Source organism: Lacipirellula parvula (assembly GCF_009177095.1).
Classification (GTDB): Bacteria; Planctomycetota; Planctomycetia; order Pirellulales; family Lacipirellulaceae; genus Lacipirellula; species Lacipirellula parvula.
In genome coordinates this window covers 2,226,620-2,246,458 of the sequence record NZ_AP021861.1, presented here as the reverse complement: position 1 = coordinate 2,246,458, position 19,839 = coordinate 2,226,620, and the positions used below count along the sequence as shown (strand labels likewise).

At 58.8% G+C, this 19,839-nt stretch carries 17 protein-coding genes and 1 pseudogene; 13 read left to right on the top strand and 5 right to left on the bottom strand.

The features are described from left to right. Window positions 1–25: 25 nt before the first annotated feature. From PLANPX_RS08745 to PLANPX_RS08735, 3 genes are read right to left on the bottom strand one after another with little or no spacing between them, the layout of a single operon-like run. Window positions 26–1,228 (bottom strand): type II secretion system F family protein, encoded by a 1,203-nt coding sequence (locus tag PLANPX_RS08745; RefSeq protein WP_152098365.1) that lies wholly within the window; start codon window positions 1,226–1,228, stop codon window positions 26–28. A gap of 40 nt (window positions 1,229–1,268) precedes the next feature. Next, window positions 1,269–1,619 carry a four helix bundle protein gene (locus tag PLANPX_RS08740; protein ID WP_152098364.1) on the bottom strand — a complete coding sequence of 117 codons (351 nt, stop codon included), beginning with the start codon at window positions 1,617–1,619 and terminating at the stop codon, window positions 1,269–1,271. 54 nt (window positions 1,620–1,673) lie between these two features. Continuing rightward, the gene (locus PLANPX_RS08735; RefSeq protein WP_152098363.1) at window positions 1,674–3,371 is read right to left on the bottom strand and encodes a GspE/PulE family protein; all 1,698 of its coding nucleotides are present in this window, start codon (window positions 3,369–3,371) and stop codon (window positions 1,674–1,676) included. A 598-nt stretch (window positions 3,372–3,969) separates the two neighbouring features. On the opposite strand from PLANPX_RS08735, the gene PLANPX_RS08730 reads away from it, so the two are divergent. The 7 genes from PLANPX_RS08730 (at window position 3,970) to PLANPX_RS08700 (ending at window position 9,533) form a co-directional block, all read left to right on the top strand. After that, window positions 3,970–4,743 (top strand): AMP nucleosidase, encoded by a 774-nt coding sequence (locus tag PLANPX_RS08730; RefSeq protein WP_152098362.1) that lies wholly within the window; start codon window positions 3,970–3,972, stop codon window positions 4,741–4,743. Window positions 4,744–5,213: 470 nt separating this feature from the next. Then, the gene (locus PLANPX_RS08725) at window positions 5,214–5,915 is read left to right on the top strand and encodes a PEP-CTERM sorting domain-containing protein (protein WP_152098361.1); all 702 of its coding nucleotides are present in this window, start codon (window positions 5,214–5,216) and stop codon (window positions 5,913–5,915) included. 222 nt (window positions 5,916–6,137) lie between these two features. Further along, window positions 6,138–6,551, top strand: a complete 414-nt coding sequence (locus tag PLANPX_RS08720; RefSeq protein ID WP_152098360.1) for a DUF1559 domain-containing protein — start codon at window positions 6,138–6,140, stop codon at window positions 6,549–6,551. Further along, window positions 6,538–6,807, top strand: a complete 270-nt coding sequence (locus tag PLANPX_RS08715; RefSeq protein ID WP_152098359.1) for a hypothetical protein — start codon at window positions 6,538–6,540, stop codon at window positions 6,805–6,807. The genes PLANPX_RS08720 and PLANPX_RS08715 overlap by 14 nt, the downstream gene beginning before the upstream one ends. Before the next feature lies 1 nt (window position 6,808). Then, window positions 6,809–8,434, top strand: coding sequence for a terminase large subunit domain-containing protein (locus PLANPX_RS08710; protein ID WP_152098358.1), 1,626 nt, complete (start codon window positions 6,809–6,811; stop codon window positions 8,432–8,434). A gap of 38 nt (window positions 8,435–8,472) precedes the next feature. Next, complete coding sequence (locus PLANPX_RS08705) at window positions 8,473–9,021, top strand: hypothetical protein (protein WP_152098357.1); 549 nt, start codon at window positions 8,473–8,475, stop codon at window positions 9,019–9,021. Window positions 9,022–9,110: 89 nt separating this feature from the next. Beyond that, window positions 9,111–9,533 (top strand): hypothetical protein, encoded by a 423-nt coding sequence (locus PLANPX_RS08700; protein ID WP_152098356.1) that lies wholly within the window; start codon window positions 9,111–9,113, stop codon window positions 9,531–9,533. 181 nt (window positions 9,534–9,714) lie between these two features. Here the strand turns inward: PLANPX_RS08700 and PLANPX_RS08695 are convergent, their stop codons facing one another. Then, on the bottom strand, window positions 9,715–12,348 hold the full coding sequence (locus PLANPX_RS08695; RefSeq protein ID WP_152098355.1) for an AAA family ATPase: 2,634 nt from the start codon (window positions 12,346–12,348) through the stop codon (window positions 9,715–9,717). A gap of 305 nt (window positions 12,349–12,653) precedes the next feature. Here PLANPX_RS08695 and PLANPX_RS28410 point away from each other — a divergent pair. From PLANPX_RS28410 to deoC, 3 genes and pseudogenes are all read left to right on the top strand, one after another. Beyond that, window positions 12,654–13,820, top strand: a pseudogene (locus tag PLANPX_RS28410) (recombinase family protein); the annotation flags it as partial. 694 nt (window positions 13,821–14,514) lie between these two features. Further along, the gene (locus tag PLANPX_RS28405) at window positions 14,515–14,814 is read left to right on the top strand and encodes a DUF1559 domain-containing protein (RefSeq protein WP_420844075.1); all 300 of its coding nucleotides are present in this window, start codon (window positions 14,515–14,517) and stop codon (window positions 14,812–14,814) included. Between the two features lie 255 nt (window positions 14,815–15,069). Next, the gene (deoC, locus tag PLANPX_RS08685) at window positions 15,070–15,786 is read left to right on the top strand and encodes a deoxyribose-phosphate aldolase (RefSeq protein ID WP_152098353.1); all 717 of its coding nucleotides are present in this window, start codon (window positions 15,070–15,072) and stop codon (window positions 15,784–15,786) included. A 109-nt stretch (window positions 15,787–15,895) separates the two neighbouring features. Here the strand turns inward: deoC and PLANPX_RS08680 are convergent, their stop codons facing one another. Further along, window positions 15,896–16,270 carry a GxxExxY protein gene (locus PLANPX_RS08680; RefSeq protein ID WP_152098352.1) on the bottom strand — a complete coding sequence of 125 codons (375 nt, stop codon included), beginning with the start codon at window positions 16,268–16,270 and terminating at the stop codon, window positions 15,896–15,898. A gap of 100 nt (window positions 16,271–16,370) precedes the next feature. Here PLANPX_RS08680 and PLANPX_RS08675 point away from each other — a divergent pair, with 100 nt between their 5' ends. The 3 genes from PLANPX_RS08675 to PLANPX_RS08665 all read left to right on the top strand — a co-directional run bounded on the left by PLANPX_RS08675 (window position 16,371) and on the right by PLANPX_RS08665 (window position 19,609). Next, on the top strand, window positions 16,371–17,201 hold the full coding sequence (locus PLANPX_RS08675) for a purine-nucleoside phosphorylase (RefSeq protein WP_152098351.1): 831 nt from the start codon (window positions 16,371–16,373) through the stop codon (window positions 17,199–17,201). A gap of 141 nt (window positions 17,202–17,342) precedes the next feature. Continuing rightward, entirely contained in the window at window positions 17,343–18,164 is an 822-nt protein-coding gene (locus tag PLANPX_RS08670) for a purine-nucleoside phosphorylase (RefSeq protein WP_152098350.1), read from the top strand. A gap of 161 nt (window positions 18,165–18,325) precedes the next feature. Next, window positions 18,326–19,609 carry a thymidine phosphorylase gene (locus PLANPX_RS08665; RefSeq protein ID WP_152098349.1) on the top strand — a complete coding sequence of 428 codons (1,284 nt, stop codon included), beginning with the start codon at window positions 18,326–18,328 and terminating at the stop codon, window positions 19,607–19,609. Window positions 19,610–19,839 lie beyond the last annotated feature (230 nt).

Below are 19,839 nucleotides of genomic sequence, written 5' to 3'. Positions count from 1 at the left end.
ATCGACACCGACTCAGCAACGCACGCTACATCGACGTCGCCGACTTAAGCATCGGCAGCATCAGCGCCAGCACGATGACGAGCACCGCGCCAGCCAAAAACAACAACATGATTGGTTCCAACAGCCGCACGAATAAATCGAGCCGCCGCCACGTTTCTTTCTCAAGCGATTCCGCGATGTTCGTCAGCACAGTTTCGAGCGTGTTCGATTGCTCGGCGACGGCGACCATTTCGACGACGTTCGGCGGAAAGTGCCCGCTCGCCGCGAGCGGCGCCGCCAGCGATTCGCCGGCGGTGATGTTGTCAGCGGCATTGTCGATCGCTTGCGACAGCACCAAGTTGCCAGTCGACGAACTGCTGATCTTGAGCGAACGCACGATCGGCACGCCCCCCAACAGCAGCGTTCCCAACACGCGGCAGAATCGCGACACGGCAAGATTGCTGTAAATTGATCCGACGATTGGTAGTCTTAACCGCTGCCGATCGAGCCACCAGCGTCCTCGCTCGGTCATGAGCTGGTGTCGCGCCGCCAGCACGATGCCGACAATCGCCAGCGCCATCAACAGTCCGTAGGTGTGGATGCTTGCACTGACCCGCAACAGGCCATCGGTCAGAATCGGCAATTCTCCGCGCTCGCGCAGCCGTTCGAACAACGTCTCGAACTGCGGCACCGCAAAAATCATCAGCCCGACGACGATCGCGACGCCCAACACCATCAGGAAGATGGGGTACGCCATCGCCCCCGTCACGCGGCCCTTCAGCTCAGCCTGCTGATCGGTGAACTTGGCGACGCGTTCGAGCGCCTCTTCGAGAAACCCGCCTTCGCCGCCCGCGCGGATGATGCTGCGCGAAAGTTCGTTGAATGCCCGCGGATGCCGGGCCATCGCCTCGGCGAGCGAATCGCCTTCGGTGATTCGCGAGTGGAGATCGTCGACGATCTTCTTCATCGTCGGATTGGTCGCCTGTCGCCCCAGCACATCGAGCGACCGCAACAACGGCACGCCGCTCCGCAGCAGCGCCGCCATCTGGACGTAGAACTGCGACATCGCCTGCGGCCGAACCTTGAGCGATCCTGCAGCGACGACCTTCCCGCCAGAAGGCTTCACCTGAACGGGGAACAGTTCTTTGCCCGCGAGCGCCAACAATGCTTCGCGCTGCGAACCGGCAGCCAACACGCCTTCAACGCGTTGCCCCGTGGCAGTTCGTGCAATGTAAGCAAAATCGGGCATTACAAATGGGGAATGCTGAATGGGGAGTGGGGTAGTGGCACTATCGTGATTTGATGGTTTTGATGGAGGTCACCACGATCTTCATTAACTCGTCGGCTTCCGTCATTAACTCGCCCAAGCGCGCGGCGGTGACGATCTCGCCGTCCACTAACAGTTCCATCCAGTAAATCGATTCGTCTAGCTCTTGCTCGACAATGCCAAGCTTGGAGATGAGCTCCGCATCAGAACGTGCTCGGCAGGCCTCACGGTAGTTTGCGCCGACTGACGTTCCAGATCGAAGTAACTGCTTACCGAGAACACGCCCCAAGTCCGAATGCGGCAAAGCAGAGAATAGTCTCATCACACGAAGCGCAAACTGCTTGGTACGGTTGCTCAACTCTTGATTTCGCATACGAGTCCCCTCACTATGCCCCATTCCCCATTCAGCATTCCCCATTACTATTCGCTACTTAATGTCGCTTTTAGTGACCCGCAACACTTCATCCACCGTCGTGATTCCCTCAAACACCTTGTGCCAGGCATCGTCGCGCAAGGTACGCATCCCTTCCTTCAGCGCGATCTTGCGAATCTCCCAGCTGCTCGCGCGGTCATGGGCCAACTGCCGCACGCCGTCGGTCGTTTCGCACAGTTCGAAAATCCCTTGCCGCCCGGCGAACCCCGCCCCGCGACAGGCGCGGCAACCGGTGTTGCGGTAGATCGGTCGATCGAGCGCACGGTACTCGTCCCACGGAAAATCGTCCGGCAATTCGTCTCGCTGCGGTTCGTACTCCTCACGGCACTTGGGGCAAAGCCGCCGCACGAGCCGTTGGGCCATCACCCCTTCGATCGTGCTCGCCACGAGGAACGGCTCGATGCCCATGTCGACGAGTCGCGTATACGCGCTCGGCGCATCGTTCGTATGAAGCGTGCTAAACACCAAGTGACCAGTGAGCGACGCCTGAATCGCATTCTCCGCTGTCTCGTGATCGCGAATTTCGCCCACCAGCACCACGTCAGGGTCATGCCGCAAGATCGAACGCAGCGACATGGCGAACGTCAGCCCAATCTTCGGATGAACCTGAATCTGGTTGATCCCTTCGAGCTGGTATTCGACCGGGTCTTCGGTCGTGATGATTTTTGTATCTTCGCTTTTAATGCCGACGAGCGCGCTATAAAGCGTCGTCGTCTTGCCCGAACCGGTCGGCCCCGTCACCAGGATGATGCCGTGCGGCATGCGAATCAGCCGATCGAACGTCGCCTTCATCTGCGGCGCCATGCCGAGCTTCTCAAGGGAGAATTCCATCTTCCCTTTGTCGAGAATACGCATGACGATTCCCTCGCCATGCAACATCGGGATCACCGACACGCGGACATCGACCTCGCGGCCATGCACCTTCAGCTTGATGCGACCATCTTGCGGCAGGCGTTTCTCGGCGATGTTCAGCCGCGCCATGATCTTTAACCGGCTGATGATCGCCGCCTGAAAGCGGTTGATCTCTGGCGGCGTCGGTTGCTGCTGCAGCAAGCCGTCGATGCGGTAACGCACCTTCACGCCCGAAGGCTGCGACTCGATGTGCACGTCCGACGCTCGCGAGTCGATGGCCTCGAGCAGAATCTCGTTCACCAGATGAACGACCGACGCTTCCTGCACCTCGGCGGCGATTTCGCCATCCTCGACTTGCAGGCCGTCGACGAGTTCGACCTCTTCCTCTTCGCGCTGGGCAAGCAACCCTTCGATCGTCTCGCTGCCGACGCCGAGATGCGTTTTGATCCGCTTGGCGATCGCCTCGCGCGTCGCCGCCACGGGAATGATCGGACACCCCAGGGCCGCCGCCGCTTCGTCGAGCGGGTGGAGGTTCAGCGGATCGGAAGTCGCGACCAGCACGGCCCCGCGACTTTTTTCGATCGGGAACAACCCGTGGCGATGGATCAGCCTCTGCGGAAAAGTCTGCAGCAGCGACAGGTCGACTGAGGCCGACTCAAGCTCGATGAAATCAACGCCGGTCTCCAGTCCCAACGCCCGCAAGGCGTCTGCTTCGCCGACCAGTCCCATCTCGACGGCCAACTGATCGACGCGCGAACCGTTCGTCCGGGCATCGATTGCCCGCGAAAGGTCCGAGTCGGACAGCAAACCGTGCTTCAACAGAATCTGTCCGGCGTCCATGACTTGAGTGGGCTATTGAGGAAGGAGGTGCGTCGCGGCGGGGGCTGGCAGGCCGGAAGCCGTGTCCAGCCATAGACTTGCATTATGAGCGCTGGCGCTGCCGACGGCAAATTGGCCCAATTTGGCGGGATAAGCCGCTCGAAGAATAAACCCCAACCGGACGAAATCGGACCGCCAGCGGGCTCCCGAGTATGCCGCTGCTAGGGGAATCCCCGCGAAGCCCCTCATGAATGACGCCCGGTATTCGCCAATTTGTGCGGCAATCTTTGAGATTGAACCGTCCAGGACGCTATGAAACTCTCAAAAAGAGTCGCGCCTCAACGAGCCAATGAGTGCGACCTAGCCCAATTCCTTATCTCCCGAATTCGTCTTCCCCTTTGCGCCTTTGCGCCTTTGCGTGAGATCATCCGAAGAAAGGCAAGTCTCACGCAAAGGCGCGAAGGCGCAAAGAAAACAGTGCAAGAGCCTTTGAGTTCCCGGTGTAAGTTAAGCCTCAAGGCTCTAGCACCACCCCAAGATCAAGCTGGAATCAGCCGCCCCGCTCCATTAGGTTGTAGATCGCGGCTCCCTCCGTTCGCCCCCACACCAGGCGCGGTTCATGATCACGAAGCACGACCTCGTTCACGACTGGCTTCCCCGCTACACCGGAATGCCGATCAACCAGTTCGGCGAATACGTCCTGCTCACCAACTTCCGCAACTACGTCACTCGCTTCGCGGAAAAATTCAGCACATCGGTTTACGGCATCGACCGCCCGATGCAGGCTGCGACGAACTCCGACGGCCTAACGATCGTTAACTTCGGCATCGGCTCGCCGAACGCCGCCACGGTGATGGACCTGCTGACGGCCTACAACCCGAAGGCGGTCCTGTTCCTCGGCAAATGCGGCGGCCTGAAGCGTTCGACCGAAATCGGCCACTTCATCCTGCCGATCGGCGCCATCCGCGGCGAAGGCACCTCCGACGACTACCTGCCCAAACTCGTCCCCGCCCTCCCCTCGTTCAAGCTCCACAAGTTCGTCTCGCAGAAGCTCGTCGACCGGCATCTCGACTACCGCACGGGCGTCGTCTACACGACCAACCGCCGCGTGTGGGAGCACGACGAGGACTTCAAGAAGCAGCTGGCCGAGTACACGCCGATTGCCATCGACATGGAAACGGCGACGATCTTTGCGGTCGGCCACAAAAACCAGATCGCCCGCGGCGCCTTGTTGCTGGTTTCCGATCTGCCGATGACTCCCGAAGGGGTGAAGACTCAACTCAGCGACCAGAAGGTGAGCCAAGATTGGTCGGACGTTCATCTCGAAATCGGCATCGAATCGCTGAGCGAGATCGACGATCAGGGCGAGCAGATCAAGCACTTTCAGTACTGATCGACGCCGGATCTACCGCCGAACGGCCTGCTTCGGGCCCCACTGCGCCCCCCGCCCGGGGGCCCCCTGAATGTGCCACGGCAAGCGGCCGCCGTTGCCGCCTTATGGGGCATTTCGTGCGAAACCCGATTGCTCTCCAGCCCATTGGCCAAGCGTGTAGCCCGCCGCAGGGCCGCCGCAAGCCGTTGGCTGCCTTCAGGTTGCAGCTAGCACCGCGACGCCCAGGGGCTTAACTCCGTCGACCAGCCCAACTCTTGGCGCAAAGTTTGCCGTTGCGAACTGTCTGCACAGTTTTTCCGGTTAGTGAATTTATCGTGAATATGCATGAGAAGCGTGCAAACAGGATTATGATGGCCAACGGCCTCGAACCGCCCCGCCGAATACCCTTTCAATTCGACGGCGACTGAATTACTCACCTCGAAATCTATTTAACCCTTTTACAAGTGTTGCAACGCCTGAGGAGATGTCTAATGAAGAAACTTGCGGTGATTTTCACTCTTGTCGGCGCCATCGCGTCGCAAGGCAGCGCGGCGCACGCCGCTCTGATTGCTAATTGGAACTTTAATACCCTTTCGATTGCCACCGCCTCGACCCCCGGCTCCGGCGGCGTTCCCACGACGCTCGCGGCCAGTTCAGGCTCCGGCACTCTAAACCTGGCCGGCTATCTCGGCACGGTCGACGACTTCGGCGGCACGACGATCAACGCCGTCGGCGCCGATCCCGCCGAAGAATCTCTTTCGCTCGTTGCTGGAACCAACTTCCCGGGTAACGGCACTCCGGTCGATTTCTCGTTCTCGACGCTGGGTCTCGAGGACGTCGTCCTCACCTACGCCCACCAGCGTACCGCCACGGGTTACACCACGAATGCGTGGTCGTTCTCGACGGACGGCGGCGGCTCGTTCACGCCTGTCGTCACCAACGTTCTTCCCGCGGCTGCCACGACGTTCGCCGCGGTAGGCGTCGTCTCGGTCGATTTCAGCGCGTTCCCGGCCATCGAGAACAAGTCGTCCGTCATTGTCCGCTTCGTCGGCACGGGCGCCACGGCCGCCGCTGGCAACAACCGCCTGGACAACGTGCAGTTCAATGCGACGCCGGCAGTTCCGGAGCCAGCCACGCTGTCGCTGGCCGGACTGAGCCTGATCGCCGCCGTCGCTACGCGTCGTCGTGGCTAGTCGATTCAGCGTTTTTGAGAACCGCCTGAGCGAGCCTCAAAAACGCCCAAGATTGGACGAGCGGCCGAGATTTCTCGGCCGCTCGTTTTTTTATCAGAATCTCTTTGTGTCCAGAATGATGAATTGCTAGCATAACAGCCACAACGGATGTGCCCATTGTCAGCAATGGACGCGGAACCTTTCTGACCGAGCGGCATGCAGCGCTCCTTCAGGGCCATCCGTATGAACGGTTACGCCGCCAGCAGAACGCGTCGCGATGCGTTCACGCTCGTCGAACTCCTCGTCGTTGTCGCGATCATCGCGATTCTTATTGCGCTGCTGCTTCCGGCAGTACAGGCTGCTCGCGAAGCCTCTCGCAAAAGCGACTGCGCCAACAATCTTAAGAATCTCGCCCTCGCAGCGCTTAATTTTGAGTCTGCGAGAGGATACTTCGCCCCAGCCGCACAAGATCGCGACGGCGAGCCGCCCACGGGCGTTAAGCCGGCGCTCGCCACTCACAACGGCCTCACCTTCCTGCTTCCGCACTTCGACCAAGGCAACAAGTTTGAGCAAATCGATCCCCGAGCACCTTCAGTACGTGGAGCAGCGGGTGAATGGGCTCCGCAGGCACTTGGAGGCCTTGGTGGAGAACGCTAAGGGTTCGGTGAGTATGACCGACGCCGCCTGTATCAACTCTATCTGTAAGTGGGAGAGGCACGGCATTCTCGCCCAGCATTGGTTGCGAGAGGCGGAAGGGAAGATGACGGCTAGCGACCGGCTACGGTTCAGCGGGGAGATCGCCAAGGCATCGGACCAACGCGACCGGAATTTACGGCTGTTGGATTTAGATAAGAAGGTTGATATTTGGGCGACGCTCCGGCAAGCCCCGCAAGTAACGGACGTGGAGGAGTAGTATGAACGCAGCAAAACTAGCGAAGTATGCCGAGAACCCCGCAGCGTTCCGCGATGATCTGTTGGTCGACGCTGACGGCTCGGTGAAGCGATTCGGCCAGATTATGGATGATTGGCAGCGTGAAGACTTCGCCGCGATCGACCCCGGCTTGATGCGTTGCGCCGGCCGCTCAGACTCCGATACCGCGGTTATGCGAGCTTATTTGGAGCGTCCCCGCGGCCATAGTAAGACAACAGATTTGGCGGTCATCGTAATCTGGGCGTTGATGTTCGCGACTCGACCAATCAAGGGGTACTGCTTCGCCGCCGATTCCGAACAAGCCGCTCTACTCCGCAACGCCATCGACGTCATCTTGAGACTGAACCCGTGGTTGGCGGAAGTCATCGAAGTCCAGAAGCTCTCAGTTGTAAACGTCCACCAGACCCACCCGGGCTTTGGAGCGTCGCTGACTGTGTCGACCAGCGATGTTGCGTCCAGCTACGGCATTCTACCTGACCTGATCATCGCCGACGAGTTGACCCATTGGCTCGATTCCGCGGAACAGTTGTTCGGTTCGCTGATCTCGTCGGCTGCGAAGCGCACCGGTTGTCTCTTTGTAATTATCAGCAACGCGGGCTTCGCTGAAACATGGCAGTGGAAACTCCGCGAATCAATTCGCAACGATGAAGACTGGATCTTTCGTCGCCTCGACGGACCAGTCGCCAGTTGGATGACGGAGAAAACGCTAGCCGAACAGCGACGCCTCTTGCCGGGCCTAGCATACAACCGCCTGTGGTTGAACGAATGGTCTTCTGCTGGTGGCGACGCACTCACCAAGGAGGACATCGCCGCGGCGTTCAAGGACGATCTTCAGCCCATGCGCGGTGACGAGAGAGATTACATCTTTGTGGCCGGGCTCGACTTGGGGCTGACCCGCGATTGCTCGGCTGTTGTAGTTCTCGCTGTTCCCGAGGGGGGCGTTGCCGGCAAGATTCGGCTCGCACACCAGAAGCAGTGGCGGCCGACGCTCGGCCAGAAGATCGATTTGATCGAAGTTGAGCAGTACATCCTCAGCCTCGAAAAGCAGTATGGATTGGAGTTTATTGGATTCGATCCTTGGCAGGCAGAGCACTTGGCCCAAACGCTAGAAGCGGATTCCGGGCACCGACGCCGCAACAGTCGACGGCTGTACGGAAACCAGCCGTGGATGCGCGAGATTCCACCAGTTGCTGCAAACCTTCGCCAGCAGGCGACGCTGACGATTGAATGCTTCGGCGATCGTCGCATCCAACTGTACGACTGCGAGCCGTTGCGCCGAGATTTGAATCGCCTGCGTGTCGAAGAAAAATCGTATGGTTGCCGGCTGACTTCCCCCAGAGACGGTGACGGCCACGGCGATACGTTTAGTGCCTTTGCTCTCGCGTTGCTCATGGCCCACGAGGTTGCCGGCGTTCGGCCATTCCAAATTCGGGTTCTCTACAACCCCACCGATAACTCGCCGCCTCCCGATCCTTGGTCTGACTTTGATCGACGCAGAGCCGAGTACGAAGCAGAAGAGTCCCGCGTGCGAGCGATGCCTAATAACAGGTCTTTCAACGACGCCTTAAACAACGGGTTCGTTGATCTTGGCGGAAACCTCTTTGGTTAGCAATTACTTTCCTTTGGTCCTATTTTAGGAGAACTTCGATGTCAGACGGTTTGGCCCCTTTTGAGCGATTCGCCGCAGCCCAGCTCGGCGAGGATGGTAGCCCATTGAGCTACGTTTACGTTAGAGAGAGCGACACCACCATTTTCGAGAATGGGGCGAAGTACTGGACGCCCCCGCCGATGTTTGGGAGTGCCTTCCCAACCCAGACCCGTCAGCCGCCATTCTCTCCAGATGACGCTGTTCGCTTCCAGTTGGAGTACGTGTCCGCGAAGATCGTTGATGAGCAGCGTAACTTCGACAACTTCAAGCGAGATTGCACCGAGCAGGCCGCCAATCACTTCAAGGGGCCGATGCATTGCCCACCGCCGCCGGCCGACGCTGACGAGCAACTCAAGCGGGGTGCCGAGCGTATCGCGAAACTACAGGCCAAAGAAGAACAGTTGAAGCAGCAGCTTGTGGATGAGTTCCCGGACTCTCGTGAGTCGCGGCACGAACGATTGCGGCTCGACGAGGAAGAGGCCGCGATGAAGCGCAAGAGCGAAATGCAGGCCTACCGCGATAAAATCTCCACGATTCGCCGCACCTAGCGTGCTCTAGGTCTCTTCGATTTCCCCCGGCAGGTGAAGCGTATAATAAATCCGGGCTTTAACACGATTTAACGAGGATAATATTACATATGAAACAAATGTTTATCACGAACGAACCCCATATGTCGTGCTGCGGTAACTCCCGCTCCACTTGCAATTGCGGCGGTAACGGCGGCCAAGCTCCCAACGACGATCCAGGGTACGTATACAGCGGGAGATACAGCCGGTTTTGGACTCCGGAACAGGAAGCTGAACGCCAGCGTGAAGAGGCAATCGCCAACGACAAGCCGACGCCAATGGAACTGCACGTTTGGAATTTTCGCAACGAGTTCGTTGACGATCCCAAGCCGGTTACTGCTCCCGAACCCGCGGCGACTCGGCAGGAACACTCGATGTACGCGGGGATGGCATTTGGCGAGGGGGTGACGAACCGTCGCAACGACGACGTACCGACGCCGATGCCGCTCGAAAGCTGGACCTTCCAAAACGAGTTCAGCTCAAACCGCCGCTAGTTTCGCCGACCACTGGGGAGGGCGGAGTGTAGTAGCTCTGTTGGCGAAAGCCCGGGCAGCGTGGTTTCTCGGTAAGCTTCCACGCTGCCCGCTCCTTTACAAAAGAGTCGCTCTCGGCCGTTTTGCTCCTGTTTGGCGGCCGGGGGCGGCTCAATTGAAGGAGGCACAGTCGCTATATCGATTACTGAGTTGAAGTTTTAGGTTTAGAGGTTGCGCCGTTTCGTTTTGCTGCAATATCTCCGACTACCCTGTCAGCCCATGCTGTGTACTTAGGAAATGAAGCAATGAAATCCTCATGCTTTCGTAGGCCCTTGCATGCATCTCGCAGGTTGCGATTTAGGTGGCTCTTGAATGAGGTTTCAAATCGCTTCCTATCGTCCGCGTCGATAATCTTCCTAATCATTTCCGCGTCAAATGACTCGCCGTCTCGGCGATCGTCCTCTGGTACGGACACTCCAGTCGCCTCGCTTGCCGAGACGATTGATCTAGATAAAAAGGGAATGGGTAGCATGTCTTCGAGTTCCGTTGTCGTAATGTCAGTACGATCAGCTTCTGAGTACTGGTAAACGAAGACAAACTGATCTACGAATGGTTGAAACCGGTTGACAAGAAACGTACGAAGTTCGTCGGCAGGCATGTCGCGGTCGAGGAGGAAGATCCATGTTGCGCCAAGCTGGATTGGTGTCCGCTTGAAGTACTTAAGGATGTCGCCGCACTTGCCGCCTTGGTAAAAGGATGTCTTGTTTAGCTCGAACGGGCGAGTTTCGACCCTCAATCCGCGAGTGAAGTAACTCTCGAAAAGCGTCGCATCGCCATCGCCTTCAAACACGAAATTGAATTGCTGTCGCAATCCGAAATCACGCGTTGGATGTACATCTAACGCCGAGTACAGTACTTCCTCTTGCATGAAGAAGCCGATTCGATCGCGACGCGACGGCTGTATGACGGTAAGTTCCTGCTCCTTTTTTACAATGACGTGCCGATCGTAGTTCTCCGTATCAATCATGAAGACTGAATGCGTGGCGAATACGACAGTATTGCTGTGACGAGATGCCTCGATTAACTCCTTAAGCATGTATCGAACACCCGACGGGTGCAGGTGAATTTCCGGCTCGTCGAGTAGAAGGAGGGAATTTGATATCACACCGGTTTTTGCTTCAGCACCTATAGTCAGAAGGAAGGATATGAATGTCTGGCAGCCTTGGCTTCTCTCCTGCATGTTGAAGTAGCTGGCGTCGTCGCACGAGGGATCGAAGAATTGAACTCGAATGCGTTCTTGTTCGAGTGAGATGTGTAACTGCTGATCATACGTTGGCCAAACTTGCTTCAAGTAATCTTTGAGACGCCGATTGATTTGCGTTTGGTAACGCGTGCGTTGCCCTCCGTCCGACTGGATTTCTCCTATCGTCTCTTTTATGCCTTCCAGGGTGTCAAGGTTAAGGCCGATTCGAAAAAGGTTGAGCAATGGACGCGATAGTTCATCGAGGTGCTCGACGGTCGTCATCGTCCCAAAATCGGTCTCACCTTGCAGCATGTAGCGATCGCTGTGCGTCCACATCACTACACGAGGCAGTTGGCTACCGAAGTGTGAATCAAGCGCGTCCCCTAGCTGCAGATTCAGATCGGCTTTGCTGGTAGTAAACCAATCTGTGAGTGGCGTCTCAAGGGCTGCTAGTTCCAGCCTCGTTCGGTTGAGTTCTCGCTGTGCGTTCTCAATCAGTCTCGAGCGGTTGGCAAACTGCTTTCGTTCATAAACGAGTTGTTTCTTTTGCTCTGCCGTAAGGGTTTTAAGAGATGATAATTCTGAGATTGCAAGTTCGTTCGCATCTCGACGTGAATTGTACCCTTCGAGTCGTCTACAAAGTCGCTCAATGTCAGCTCTGTTCGATGCGATCAAAGCTGGAACATTGTAGGCATGTTCCAGATCGCCCGTTGCGCCGAACTTCGAAAGCTCAAGGCTTTGCAGCCTTCGCTGAAGCTGTAAGTATTCGGTCAGCTTGCTTGCCGGCAGGTGACGTTGTAGATCGTCCTCGGATATTTCACGATGAGGCTCGTTGATTGGAGGATCGGAATCAATTTCATTTCCGCTGTCATCATCTTTGTGACTCTCCTCATCGATTTCTTCCTCTTCGTTATCATCTTCTTGTTCTTCGTCATCCTCGGCTTCAGTTTCGAGGCCATCGTGTTCGTCGTCGGCGGCCCGAATCGCGGACTCGATAAGCTGGGCGATCTTTCCTCGAATATCTTCGATCGCTGATTCTATCTCCAGGATCTCAGACAGTTTGATCGATGTCATTTTATTGCTTTGAATGATCTCGATGGTGCATAAAACAACATCGTCGAGTTTCTGAACGCCTCCCGGCATTTCGATGAGCCTTCCTCTTGTCTCTTCGCCGAACTTCCGCACTAAAAAACGCTCGTCAATTTCGGCGCCATCCACGGTGAAGAATCGCAATTCTTGATTTCTCTTGGAATCAAAGCAAACGTGATACGTTAAACGGCACTGCTCAACGTCGCACGCCAAATCGCTTGCGTTCGAGAGTTCCTGCCATCGCATCAGCTGGTCGCGGACGGTCTGCTTTTCGGATGCGTCAAGTACAAACTCGAAGCGGATTGCCGGGTCAAGCTTTCTGTTCATCTTCGGCGCATCTGAGCCCTTCAAGGGGGTGTCTTCAGCGAGCACGGACAGAGCAGCAAGAACGTTAGATTTGCCCGATTCATTAATGCCCACCAAGCCTAGGCATTCGTGCGAAAGCTCAAGTGTGCGACCGATGATGCTACGGAATGCGTCGATATGCGCCGCGACCAATTTCATTTTTACATGCCTAAGAGTGGATTGGACGTGCGATCTTGAATCGCGAATGAGAGAATAGCTGCCTCATGCATTTGGGCGCCGGTGGAGCTTCGTATTTATTGACAATTTGTGTTTGAATGTCGAGATGGCGGCCCCAGAGTCGAGGCAACGACGAGTTATAAGGGGTAGCCGACGAATTCGGTATAATTCGCAGCAGGGGCGGCACTTCTCGGGATTGATCCCCCGAGTTGGGCCACTTTCCGTGACCTCGGTAGGCCACGCCGCCCCCTCTTTTGCTTACAGAGGTCACGGTGGAGGTCACGACGATGCCGGCAAAAGCTAAGGCACAGGCTCTAATTCCAGCAGTCTCATACTTGCGGAAATCTACAAAGGGGCTTCAAACCGATTCGCAGGGGCGCAAGCGGGAGCGTCAAGAAAAATCGATCTCGCAACAGCGCACAGAGATTGAGAAGCTGGCGAAATCTAACGGCTATCAGATTATTCGCGAGTACGCGGACCCGGGCGTGTCCGGTTGGAAGCGTGAGGGGGCTCGACCCGACTTCGCAAGAATGCTCGGGGACGCCGCTTCCAAGGGCGACTTCGTAGCGATCATCTGCGACGACGTAGATCGTTTCAGTCGAGCGGATTGGGATGACGTTGAAGAGGACGTTAAGGCCCTCAAGAAGAGCGGCATTCAGTTCATCGTGACGGTCGCTCAAGGCGTTTACGACCTGCGGAACCGAAACGACTTAGGGCAGTCGCTCAAGTTCATTATCGACGTATGGTCGAGCAACCAGTCCAGCCGCAAGCTTTCTCGCCGCAGCACGTTGAAGAACCTCGACCGGGCAGGGGAGGGGAAGCGTGCCGCACCGATTCCCTACGCGATGAAGAATGACGGTAACGGAGGTTTGGTCCACGGCGATCGAAAGGCCGTCGCCGTCGTCAAGCGAATCTTTCAGATGTTCGTAACGGACCTGATTCCCTACAACAAGATAATGGCGGTGCTTAACTCTGAGGAGATTCCCTCGCCTCGGGGTAAGTCAAAATGGTCGGCGGTCACCGTCCGCGACATTCTCGTGAACGCGGTTTACGCGGGTGACTTCACCTACGGGCGCCGCCAGCAAGGTAAGTTTACTGTTGTTGGGGCGGACGGCGAATTGGCTGATGCGCAGGATGCTCAGCCCAAGCACATCGAGCGTGCGCCAGTCATCACGCGGCGGAATGTCTACAAACCAATCGTCGATCGGAAAACGTTCGACGCAGCGCAGCGGCAAGCGGCTAAGGTGCGGGAGCGGTTCGCTATCGGCAAGCGTGACCGCCACTCGCGGTATGTCCTGTCGGATATCCTGGTCTGCGATCATTGCGGATCGAAGATGGCCGGGGCAACGCCTCCCTCCAGCGGCAAGCGTCGGTACTACTGCGGGATGACGCGTCGGTTCGGTAAGGGGGCTTGCTCGGCCGGCACACCCGCCATCAACGAGGAGGACATTCTGCCGCAGGTTATGTCGCTGTTCTTCGAGACCAGAGACGACCTCACCGAGCTTCTCACGTCGCCTCCCGATGATCTTGTTGCCCCCAATCTTAAGCGCAGAGAACAGAATTTGTACGACATCGAGCTAGGAGAGGTAACTGCGGACCTCAAGCGGACTCGCGAGAAGCTTCTTGCGATGGACTGGGATGCCGAGACGGCGATGATGATCCAGGCCCAGCTCAATAAGCTGGTCGCTCGGCAGAAGGAGCTGGAGGGCCTCGTTAAAACCAACGGGCTCACCCGAGAGCAGATGCTGGCGGCAATCGACGGCGACCCAAGCAAGATTCCCGCGGACTTCTACTACACCGACGCTGATGCTAAGCGGCTCGACGACTTTTGGGCTGAGTTCGACCGCACCGCAATCTCGGCTGCCGTCCCACCTGCTAAAATCAACGAGTTCCTTGCGTCGTTTCAACGCGATCCTTTCCGAGAAGACCTGCACGTCTTGTTGAATCCAATTATCGTCAACGAGGCTCTGCGGGCTCTCGGCACAGAGGTTCGGTTGCACTTCAAAACGACGACGGTTACAACCAAGAGCGGCACGAGCAACCGGTATTCGCTCAAGGGTGGGCGTTACCGCCTCGGGCAATTCAAAGGCAAAATCGCTGGCGTCTCTTCCAGTAAGGCGATCAAAGGTTCCGCTAGCGAAGCCGTTCATGTTCGGCTGGTATCAACGCGCCACCGACCCCGCTCCGCTCTTTTACAACGGCGAGGAAAACCGCTCGATCAACAGTCGCTTCCGCTGGGCCAGCCCCGAAACCTGGATGACCATCAACAACTACTGCCACGGCTCGCAAATCATCAACTGCAACAACGTCTCGCAGCCCTACGGCTTCCACCCCGGCGGCATCCTCGTCAGCTTCGCCGACGGGCACGTAGAGTTCGCCCTTGAGGAAATCGATCCCAACGCTTTCGTCGCCTGGATCACGATGTCGGGCGGCGAAACGATTCGCTAACGAGAAAATAACCATCAAGACGCAAACGCACGGAGGACGCACCAAAAAATTGCAGATGATGGTATGACGACTTCTCCGTTCTTTCCGCCCTTCCTTGGTGCTTATCTGGTGTCTTCGTGCCTTAATGCTTAAGCATTCCCGCCATTTCTGGCGGTCGAATCTAATGGCGAACCGCACGCCATTTCGCTACGATGGGGCCGGCCCCGCCACCCCCATTCGCCACCCCCATTCGCCCCGCCTGCGAGCCGCCGCCCCATGTCGATCGTCGCCCTCATCGACCACGCCGTTCTCCAACCGACCCAAACCGACGCCGACCTCCGCGAAGCTTGCAAACTCTGCGTCGAAGTCGGCACGGCCAGCGTCTGCGTGAAGCCCTCGATGGTCGCGCTGACCGCCGAACTGCTCGCCGGTTCGAAGGTCGTCCCGAGCACCGTCATCGGCTTCCCCCACGGCGGCACGACCACTGGCGCCAAGGTCTGCGAAACCGAAATCGCCGTCGCCCAAGGCGCCCGTGAAGTCGACATGGTGGTGAACATCGGCCGCGCGCTCGCCGGCGACTGGCAATATGTCGAAGACGACATCCGCGCCGTCGTCGAAGTCGCCCGCGCGGGCGGAGCGATCACCAAAGTGATCTTCGAGTGCGGCCTGCTCCCCAACGACGACGTGAAGCGCCGCCTGTGCGAACTAAGCGAAGCCGCCGGCGCCGCGTTCGTGAAAACCTCGACCGGCTTCGGCATGGTGAAAGGCGACAACGGCGGCATGATCGCCACCGGCGCCACCGAGCACGACATCCGCCTGATGCGGGCCGCCTGCAGCCCCGCCGTCGAAGTAAAAGCCTCCGGCGGCATCCGCACCTTCGCCGACGCCCAAAAGTTCGTCGCCCTCGGCGTCACCCGCCTCGGCACCAGCGGCACCGCCGCCATCGCCGCCGGCGAACGCGGCGAAACAGCCCAAGCTGGCGGGGCATATTAGGAGCTCGCAATTCGGGAGCGGGGAGGTTTTTACCACGAAACACACGAAGCACACCAAATAGAAAGTGTGACTTGAGTAAAGGACTAACAATGGTGCTTCGTGATGTCGCCTATCGAACGATTCTCTCCCATTCTAGCTTGGGATGGTGATTGAAATTCGCAATGATTCCCAATCGGTAACCTGTGGCACAAAGATAGTTGTGAACTTGAGCACGGTGTCTGTCGATGATCGCGTTGGCTGACTTAATCTCCAACACGATCTTTTCGAAACACACGAAGTCTGGCTGGTATTTCTGCGAGAGTTCGTGCTGCTTGTATTGCAGCGGTAGCTCCAGCTGAGGCTGAAAAGGAATCGATCGCAAACCGAATTCAATACCCAAACACTCTTGATAGACCGCCTCCAAAAACCCACACCCCATTTCTTTATAGACCTCGAAACACGCCCCCATCACCAGATAGCTTTCCTCACGGTACAACACCTCCATTCTTCCCCCTTAAGCTTTTTGTGTGCTTCGTGTGTTTCGTGGTTAAAAATCTCCCCGCTCCCGCATTAATAATCACGCCGGACTCCGCCACACGCCCAATATGCTAGAACTATACTCGCAAATCGAAGCCGCCGCCGCCGCCGTCCGTGAGCGCTGGAACGAAACGCCCCGCGCCGGCATCATCCTCGGCACCGGCCTCGGTAACGTCGCTGATGAAATCGAATCGCCCGTCGCGATCGACTATCCCGACATCCCCCACTTCCCGCGTTCGACCGCCACCAGTCACCGCGGCCGCCTCGTTTGCGGCCGACTCGCCGGCGTGCCGGTCGTCGCGATGGAAGGCCGCTTCCATCAATACGAAGGCTACCCGCTCAAGCAAATCACGCTGCCGGTCCGCGTGATGAAGGCGCTCGGCGCCGAGACGCTCATCGTCTCCCAAGCCGTCGGCGGCATGAACCCGTACTACAAAGCGGGTGACGTGATGGTGATCGACGATCACATCAACCTGATGGGCGACAACCCGCTCGTCGGCGTCAACGACGACCGCCTCGGCCCGCGCTTCCCCGATATGTCGGCGCCCTACACGCCCGAGCTGATCGAAGTTGCGCTCGAAACGGCTCGCCGCGAGAACTTCGTCGCCCACCGCGGCGTCACCGTCGCCGTCACTGGCCCTAACCTTGAGACGCGAGCCGAATATCGCTTCCTCCGCGCGATCGGCGCCGACGTGGTGGGCATGTCGACCGTCCCCGAAGTAATCGTCGCCGTCCACGCCGGACTGCGCGTCTTCGGCCTCTCGGTGATTACCGACATGTGCCTCCCCGATACGCTGAAGCCGGCCGACATCCACGAGATCATCGCGTTCGCGAACTCCGCGCAACCCAAACTCCGCGCGTTAGTTCTCTCGGTCCTCCAACACGAAGCCTCTCGCTAACCCTCGTTCCCACGCTCCGCGTGGGAACGCACACCCCGACGCTCCGCGTCGCGCGCCCTAAAGTTAGAGCCACAACCAACACCAAATTGCCGCAGAGCGGCGTCCCGCCCGTTCCCACGCGGAGCGTGGGAACGAGTAACGATGCTCCACCTCGCCAATCAGATCGCCGAAACCGCCGCGTTCGTTCGCAACCAGTGGAACACCACGCCGAAGGCCGGCGTCATCCTCGGCTCCGGCCTCGGCGATTTCGTGAATGAAATCGACGCCCAAGCGACAATCCCCTACGCCGACCTCCCCCACTTCCCGCACACCACCGCCATCGGCCACGCCGGCCGCTTGGTCTGCGGCACGCTCGGCGGCACCCCCATCATCGCCTTCCAAGGCCGCTTCCATCTCTACGAAGGGCACTCGGCCGAGACCGCGTCGCTGCCCGTCCGCCTGCTCGCCGCGCTTGGCGGCCGCACGCTCGTCGTCTCGAACGCCGCCGGCGGCCTCAATCCGCAATACGCCACCGGCGACGTGATGCTGATCGACGATCAAATTAATCTCATGTTCCGCAACCCGCTCATCGGCGTGAACGACGACGCCCTCGGCCCGCGCTTCCCCGACATGTGCACGCCGTACGATAAAGGCCTGCAGCGCCGCGCTGTCGAAATCGCGATGCGCGACGGCTTCATCCTCCACCGCGGCGTCTACGCCTCGGTGCTCGGGCCGAACTACGAAACCCGCGCCGAGTACCGCATGCTCCGCCGCATCGGCGGCGACGCCGTCGGCATGTCGACCGTTCCCGAAGTGATCGCCGCCGTCCACGCCGGCATGCGCGTCCTCGGCCTATCGACAATCACCAACGTCGGCTCGCCCGACTCGCTCGGCGAAACCTGCGGCCACGAAGTCCTCACCGTCGCCGCCACCGCCGGCGCCAAACTTAGCGCGATCGTCCGCGGCGTGGTGGAAACGCTGTGAGAGGTATTTCACGCAAAGGCGCAAAGGCGCGAAGGAATACAATGCGAGGCCAAGCTTAAGAGCATGATTCAATCGCTGAACTCAGCTCAGCGTTTACAATTTTTTTCTCTTCTTTGCGCCTTCGCGCCTTTGCGTGAGATCTTTCTCCCAGAGCCAAAGATATGAACCCCGTCTGGATCATCCAAAAGAAACGCGATCACGAGCAGCTCACCGACGCCGAGATCGCGGCGTTCATCGACGGTTACGCCCGCGGCGCCATCCCTGACTACCAGATGTCGGCCCTCGCGATGGCGATCTACCTTAACGGGATGACCACTGACGAGATCGCCTCGCTCACCGATCACATGCTCGCCTCGGGCGCCCGCTTCGAATGGCCGGATGACGGCGTGCCGCGCGTCGATAAACACTCCACCGGCGGCATCGGCGACAAAACCTCGCTTCTTCTTGCCCCCATGCTCGCCTGCTGCGGCCTCGAAGTGCCAATGATCTCGGGCCGCGGCCTCGGCGCCACCGGCGGCACGCTCGACAAGCTCGAAGCGATTCCCGGCTTTCGCACCAACCTCACGATGGACGAAGTCCGCGCCGTCGTCGCCAAGACCGGCTGCGTCATCACCGGCGCTACCGCCGACCTTGTCCCCGCCGACCGCAAACTCTACGCACTTCGCGACGTCACGGCCACGGTCCCTTCGATCCCGTTGATCACCGCGAGCATCATGAGCAAGAAGCTCGCCGAGGGCCTCGACGCCCTGGTGCTCGACGTGAAGTTCGGCACCGGCGCCTTCATGAAGACCGAAGCCGACGCCCGTGCACTCGCAAAATCGCTCGTCGCCACCGGCAAGCGAATGGGCGTCGCGACGACGGCGCTCCTCACCGACATGAATCAGCCGCTCGGCCGCATGGCCGGCAACGCGGTCGAAGTCGACGAATCTATCGCCGCCCTCCAGGGCAACGGTCCCGCCGACCTCATGGAGTGCACGCTCGCCCTCGGCGCCGAGGTGCTAGTCTCCACGAAACATGTCGAGAGCTCCGCCGCCGGCATCGAAAAGCTCCAACGCACCATCGACTCCGGTGAAGCGATGGAACAATTCACCGCGATGATCGCCGCCCAAGCGGGCGACCTCAACGCCCCGCGTCCTGTCGCTCCGGCGAGCGACCTCGTCAGCCCCCGCAGTGGCTACCTTGCCCGCATCGACGCCGAGTTGCTCGGCAAAGCGATCATCGCTATGGGTGGCGGCCGCCAGGTGCTCAGCGACCAGCTCGACCATTCGACCGGCCTCGAAATGCTCACGCGGCTCGGCGACCGCATCGACGCCGGCCAACCGCTCGCTCGCATCTTCGCCAAACCGATGATCGCCGAACGGGTGCGCCACACACTGCTCGAAGCGATCCAAGTCACCGACGAAGCCCCCGCCACCGGCCCGCTCATCCTCGACCGCATCGACTGAGAGCACCGCTCGCCCTCTCGCCGCCATGATGAAATGTCTGCCCCCCTCCCCCTGGAGGGAGCAACGAGCACGGTCGCCAGCGGCGATCGAGCGCAGGCGGTAGCCTGTGCGCAGTACTGGGCTGGGGAGGGGGGAAGCAGCTGGTACACGCTCCCCACGCGCAGCATTCCGATTGCGCCCATCACTCCGGCCGCAGCAGCCTACTCTGCTAACTCCACACTCAATTGTGG

What these genes read in the sequence shown, in the direction of transcription:
- PLANPX_RS08710 (WP_152098358.1), top strand. Translation starts at nt 6,809, where the DNA reads ATGAACGCAGCAAAACTAGCGAAGTATGCCGAGAACCCCGCAGCGTTC.
- PLANPX_RS08720 (WP_152098360.1), top strand. Translation starts at nt 6,138, where the DNA reads ATGAACGGTTACGCCGCCAGCAGAACGCGTCGCGATGCGTTCACGCTC.
- PLANPX_RS08700 (WP_152098356.1), top strand. Translation starts at nt 9,111, where the DNA reads ATGAAACAAATGTTTATCACGAACGAACCCCATATGTCGTGCTGCGGT.
- PLANPX_RS08680 (WP_152098352.1), bottom strand. Translation starts at nt 16,270, where the DNA reads ATGGAGGTGTTGTACCGTGAGGAAAGCTATCTGGTGATGGGGGCGTGT.
- PLANPX_RS08735 (WP_152098363.1), bottom strand. Translation starts at nt 3,371, where the DNA reads ATGGACGCCGGACAGATTCTGTTGAAGCACGGTTTGCTGTCCGACTCG.
- PLANPX_RS08725 (WP_152098361.1), top strand. Translation starts at nt 5,214, where the DNA reads ATGAAGAAACTTGCGGTGATTTTCACTCTTGTCGGCGCCATCGCGTCG.
- PLANPX_RS08745 (WP_152098365.1), bottom strand. Translation starts at nt 1,228, where the DNA reads ATGCCCGATTTTGCTTACATTGCACGAACTGCCACGGGGCAACGCGTT.
- PLANPX_RS08730 (WP_152098362.1), top strand. Translation starts at nt 3,970, where the DNA reads ATGATCACGAAGCACGACCTCGTTCACGACTGGCTTCCCCGCTACACC.
- PLANPX_RS08740 (WP_152098364.1), bottom strand. Translation starts at nt 1,619, where the DNA reads ATGCGAAATCAAGAGTTGAGCAACCGTACCAAGCAGTTTGCGCTTCGT.
- PLANPX_RS08665 (WP_152098349.1), top strand. Translation starts at nt 18,326, where the DNA reads ATGAACCCCGTCTGGATCATCCAAAAGAAACGCGATCACGAGCAGCTC.
- PLANPX_RS08705 (WP_152098357.1), top strand. Translation starts at nt 8,473, where the DNA reads ATGTCAGACGGTTTGGCCCCTTTTGAGCGATTCGCCGCAGCCCAGCTC.
- PLANPX_RS08670 (WP_152098350.1), top strand. Translation starts at nt 17,343, where the DNA reads ATGCTCCACCTCGCCAATCAGATCGCCGAAACCGCCGCGTTCGTTCGC.
- deoC (WP_152098353.1), top strand. Translation starts at nt 15,070, where the DNA reads ATGTCGATCGTCGCCCTCATCGACCACGCCGTTCTCCAACCGACCCAA.
- PLANPX_RS08675 (WP_152098351.1), top strand. Translation starts at nt 16,371, where the DNA reads ATGCTAGAACTATACTCGCAAATCGAAGCCGCCGCCGCCGCCGTCCGT.
- PLANPX_RS28405 (WP_420844075.1), top strand. Translation starts at nt 14,515, where the DNA reads ATGTTCGGCTGGTATCAACGCGCCACCGACCCCGCTCCGCTCTTTTAC.
- PLANPX_RS08695 (WP_152098355.1), bottom strand. Translation starts at nt 12,348, where the DNA reads ATGAAATTGGTCGCGGCGCATATCGACGCATTCCGTAGCATCATCGGT.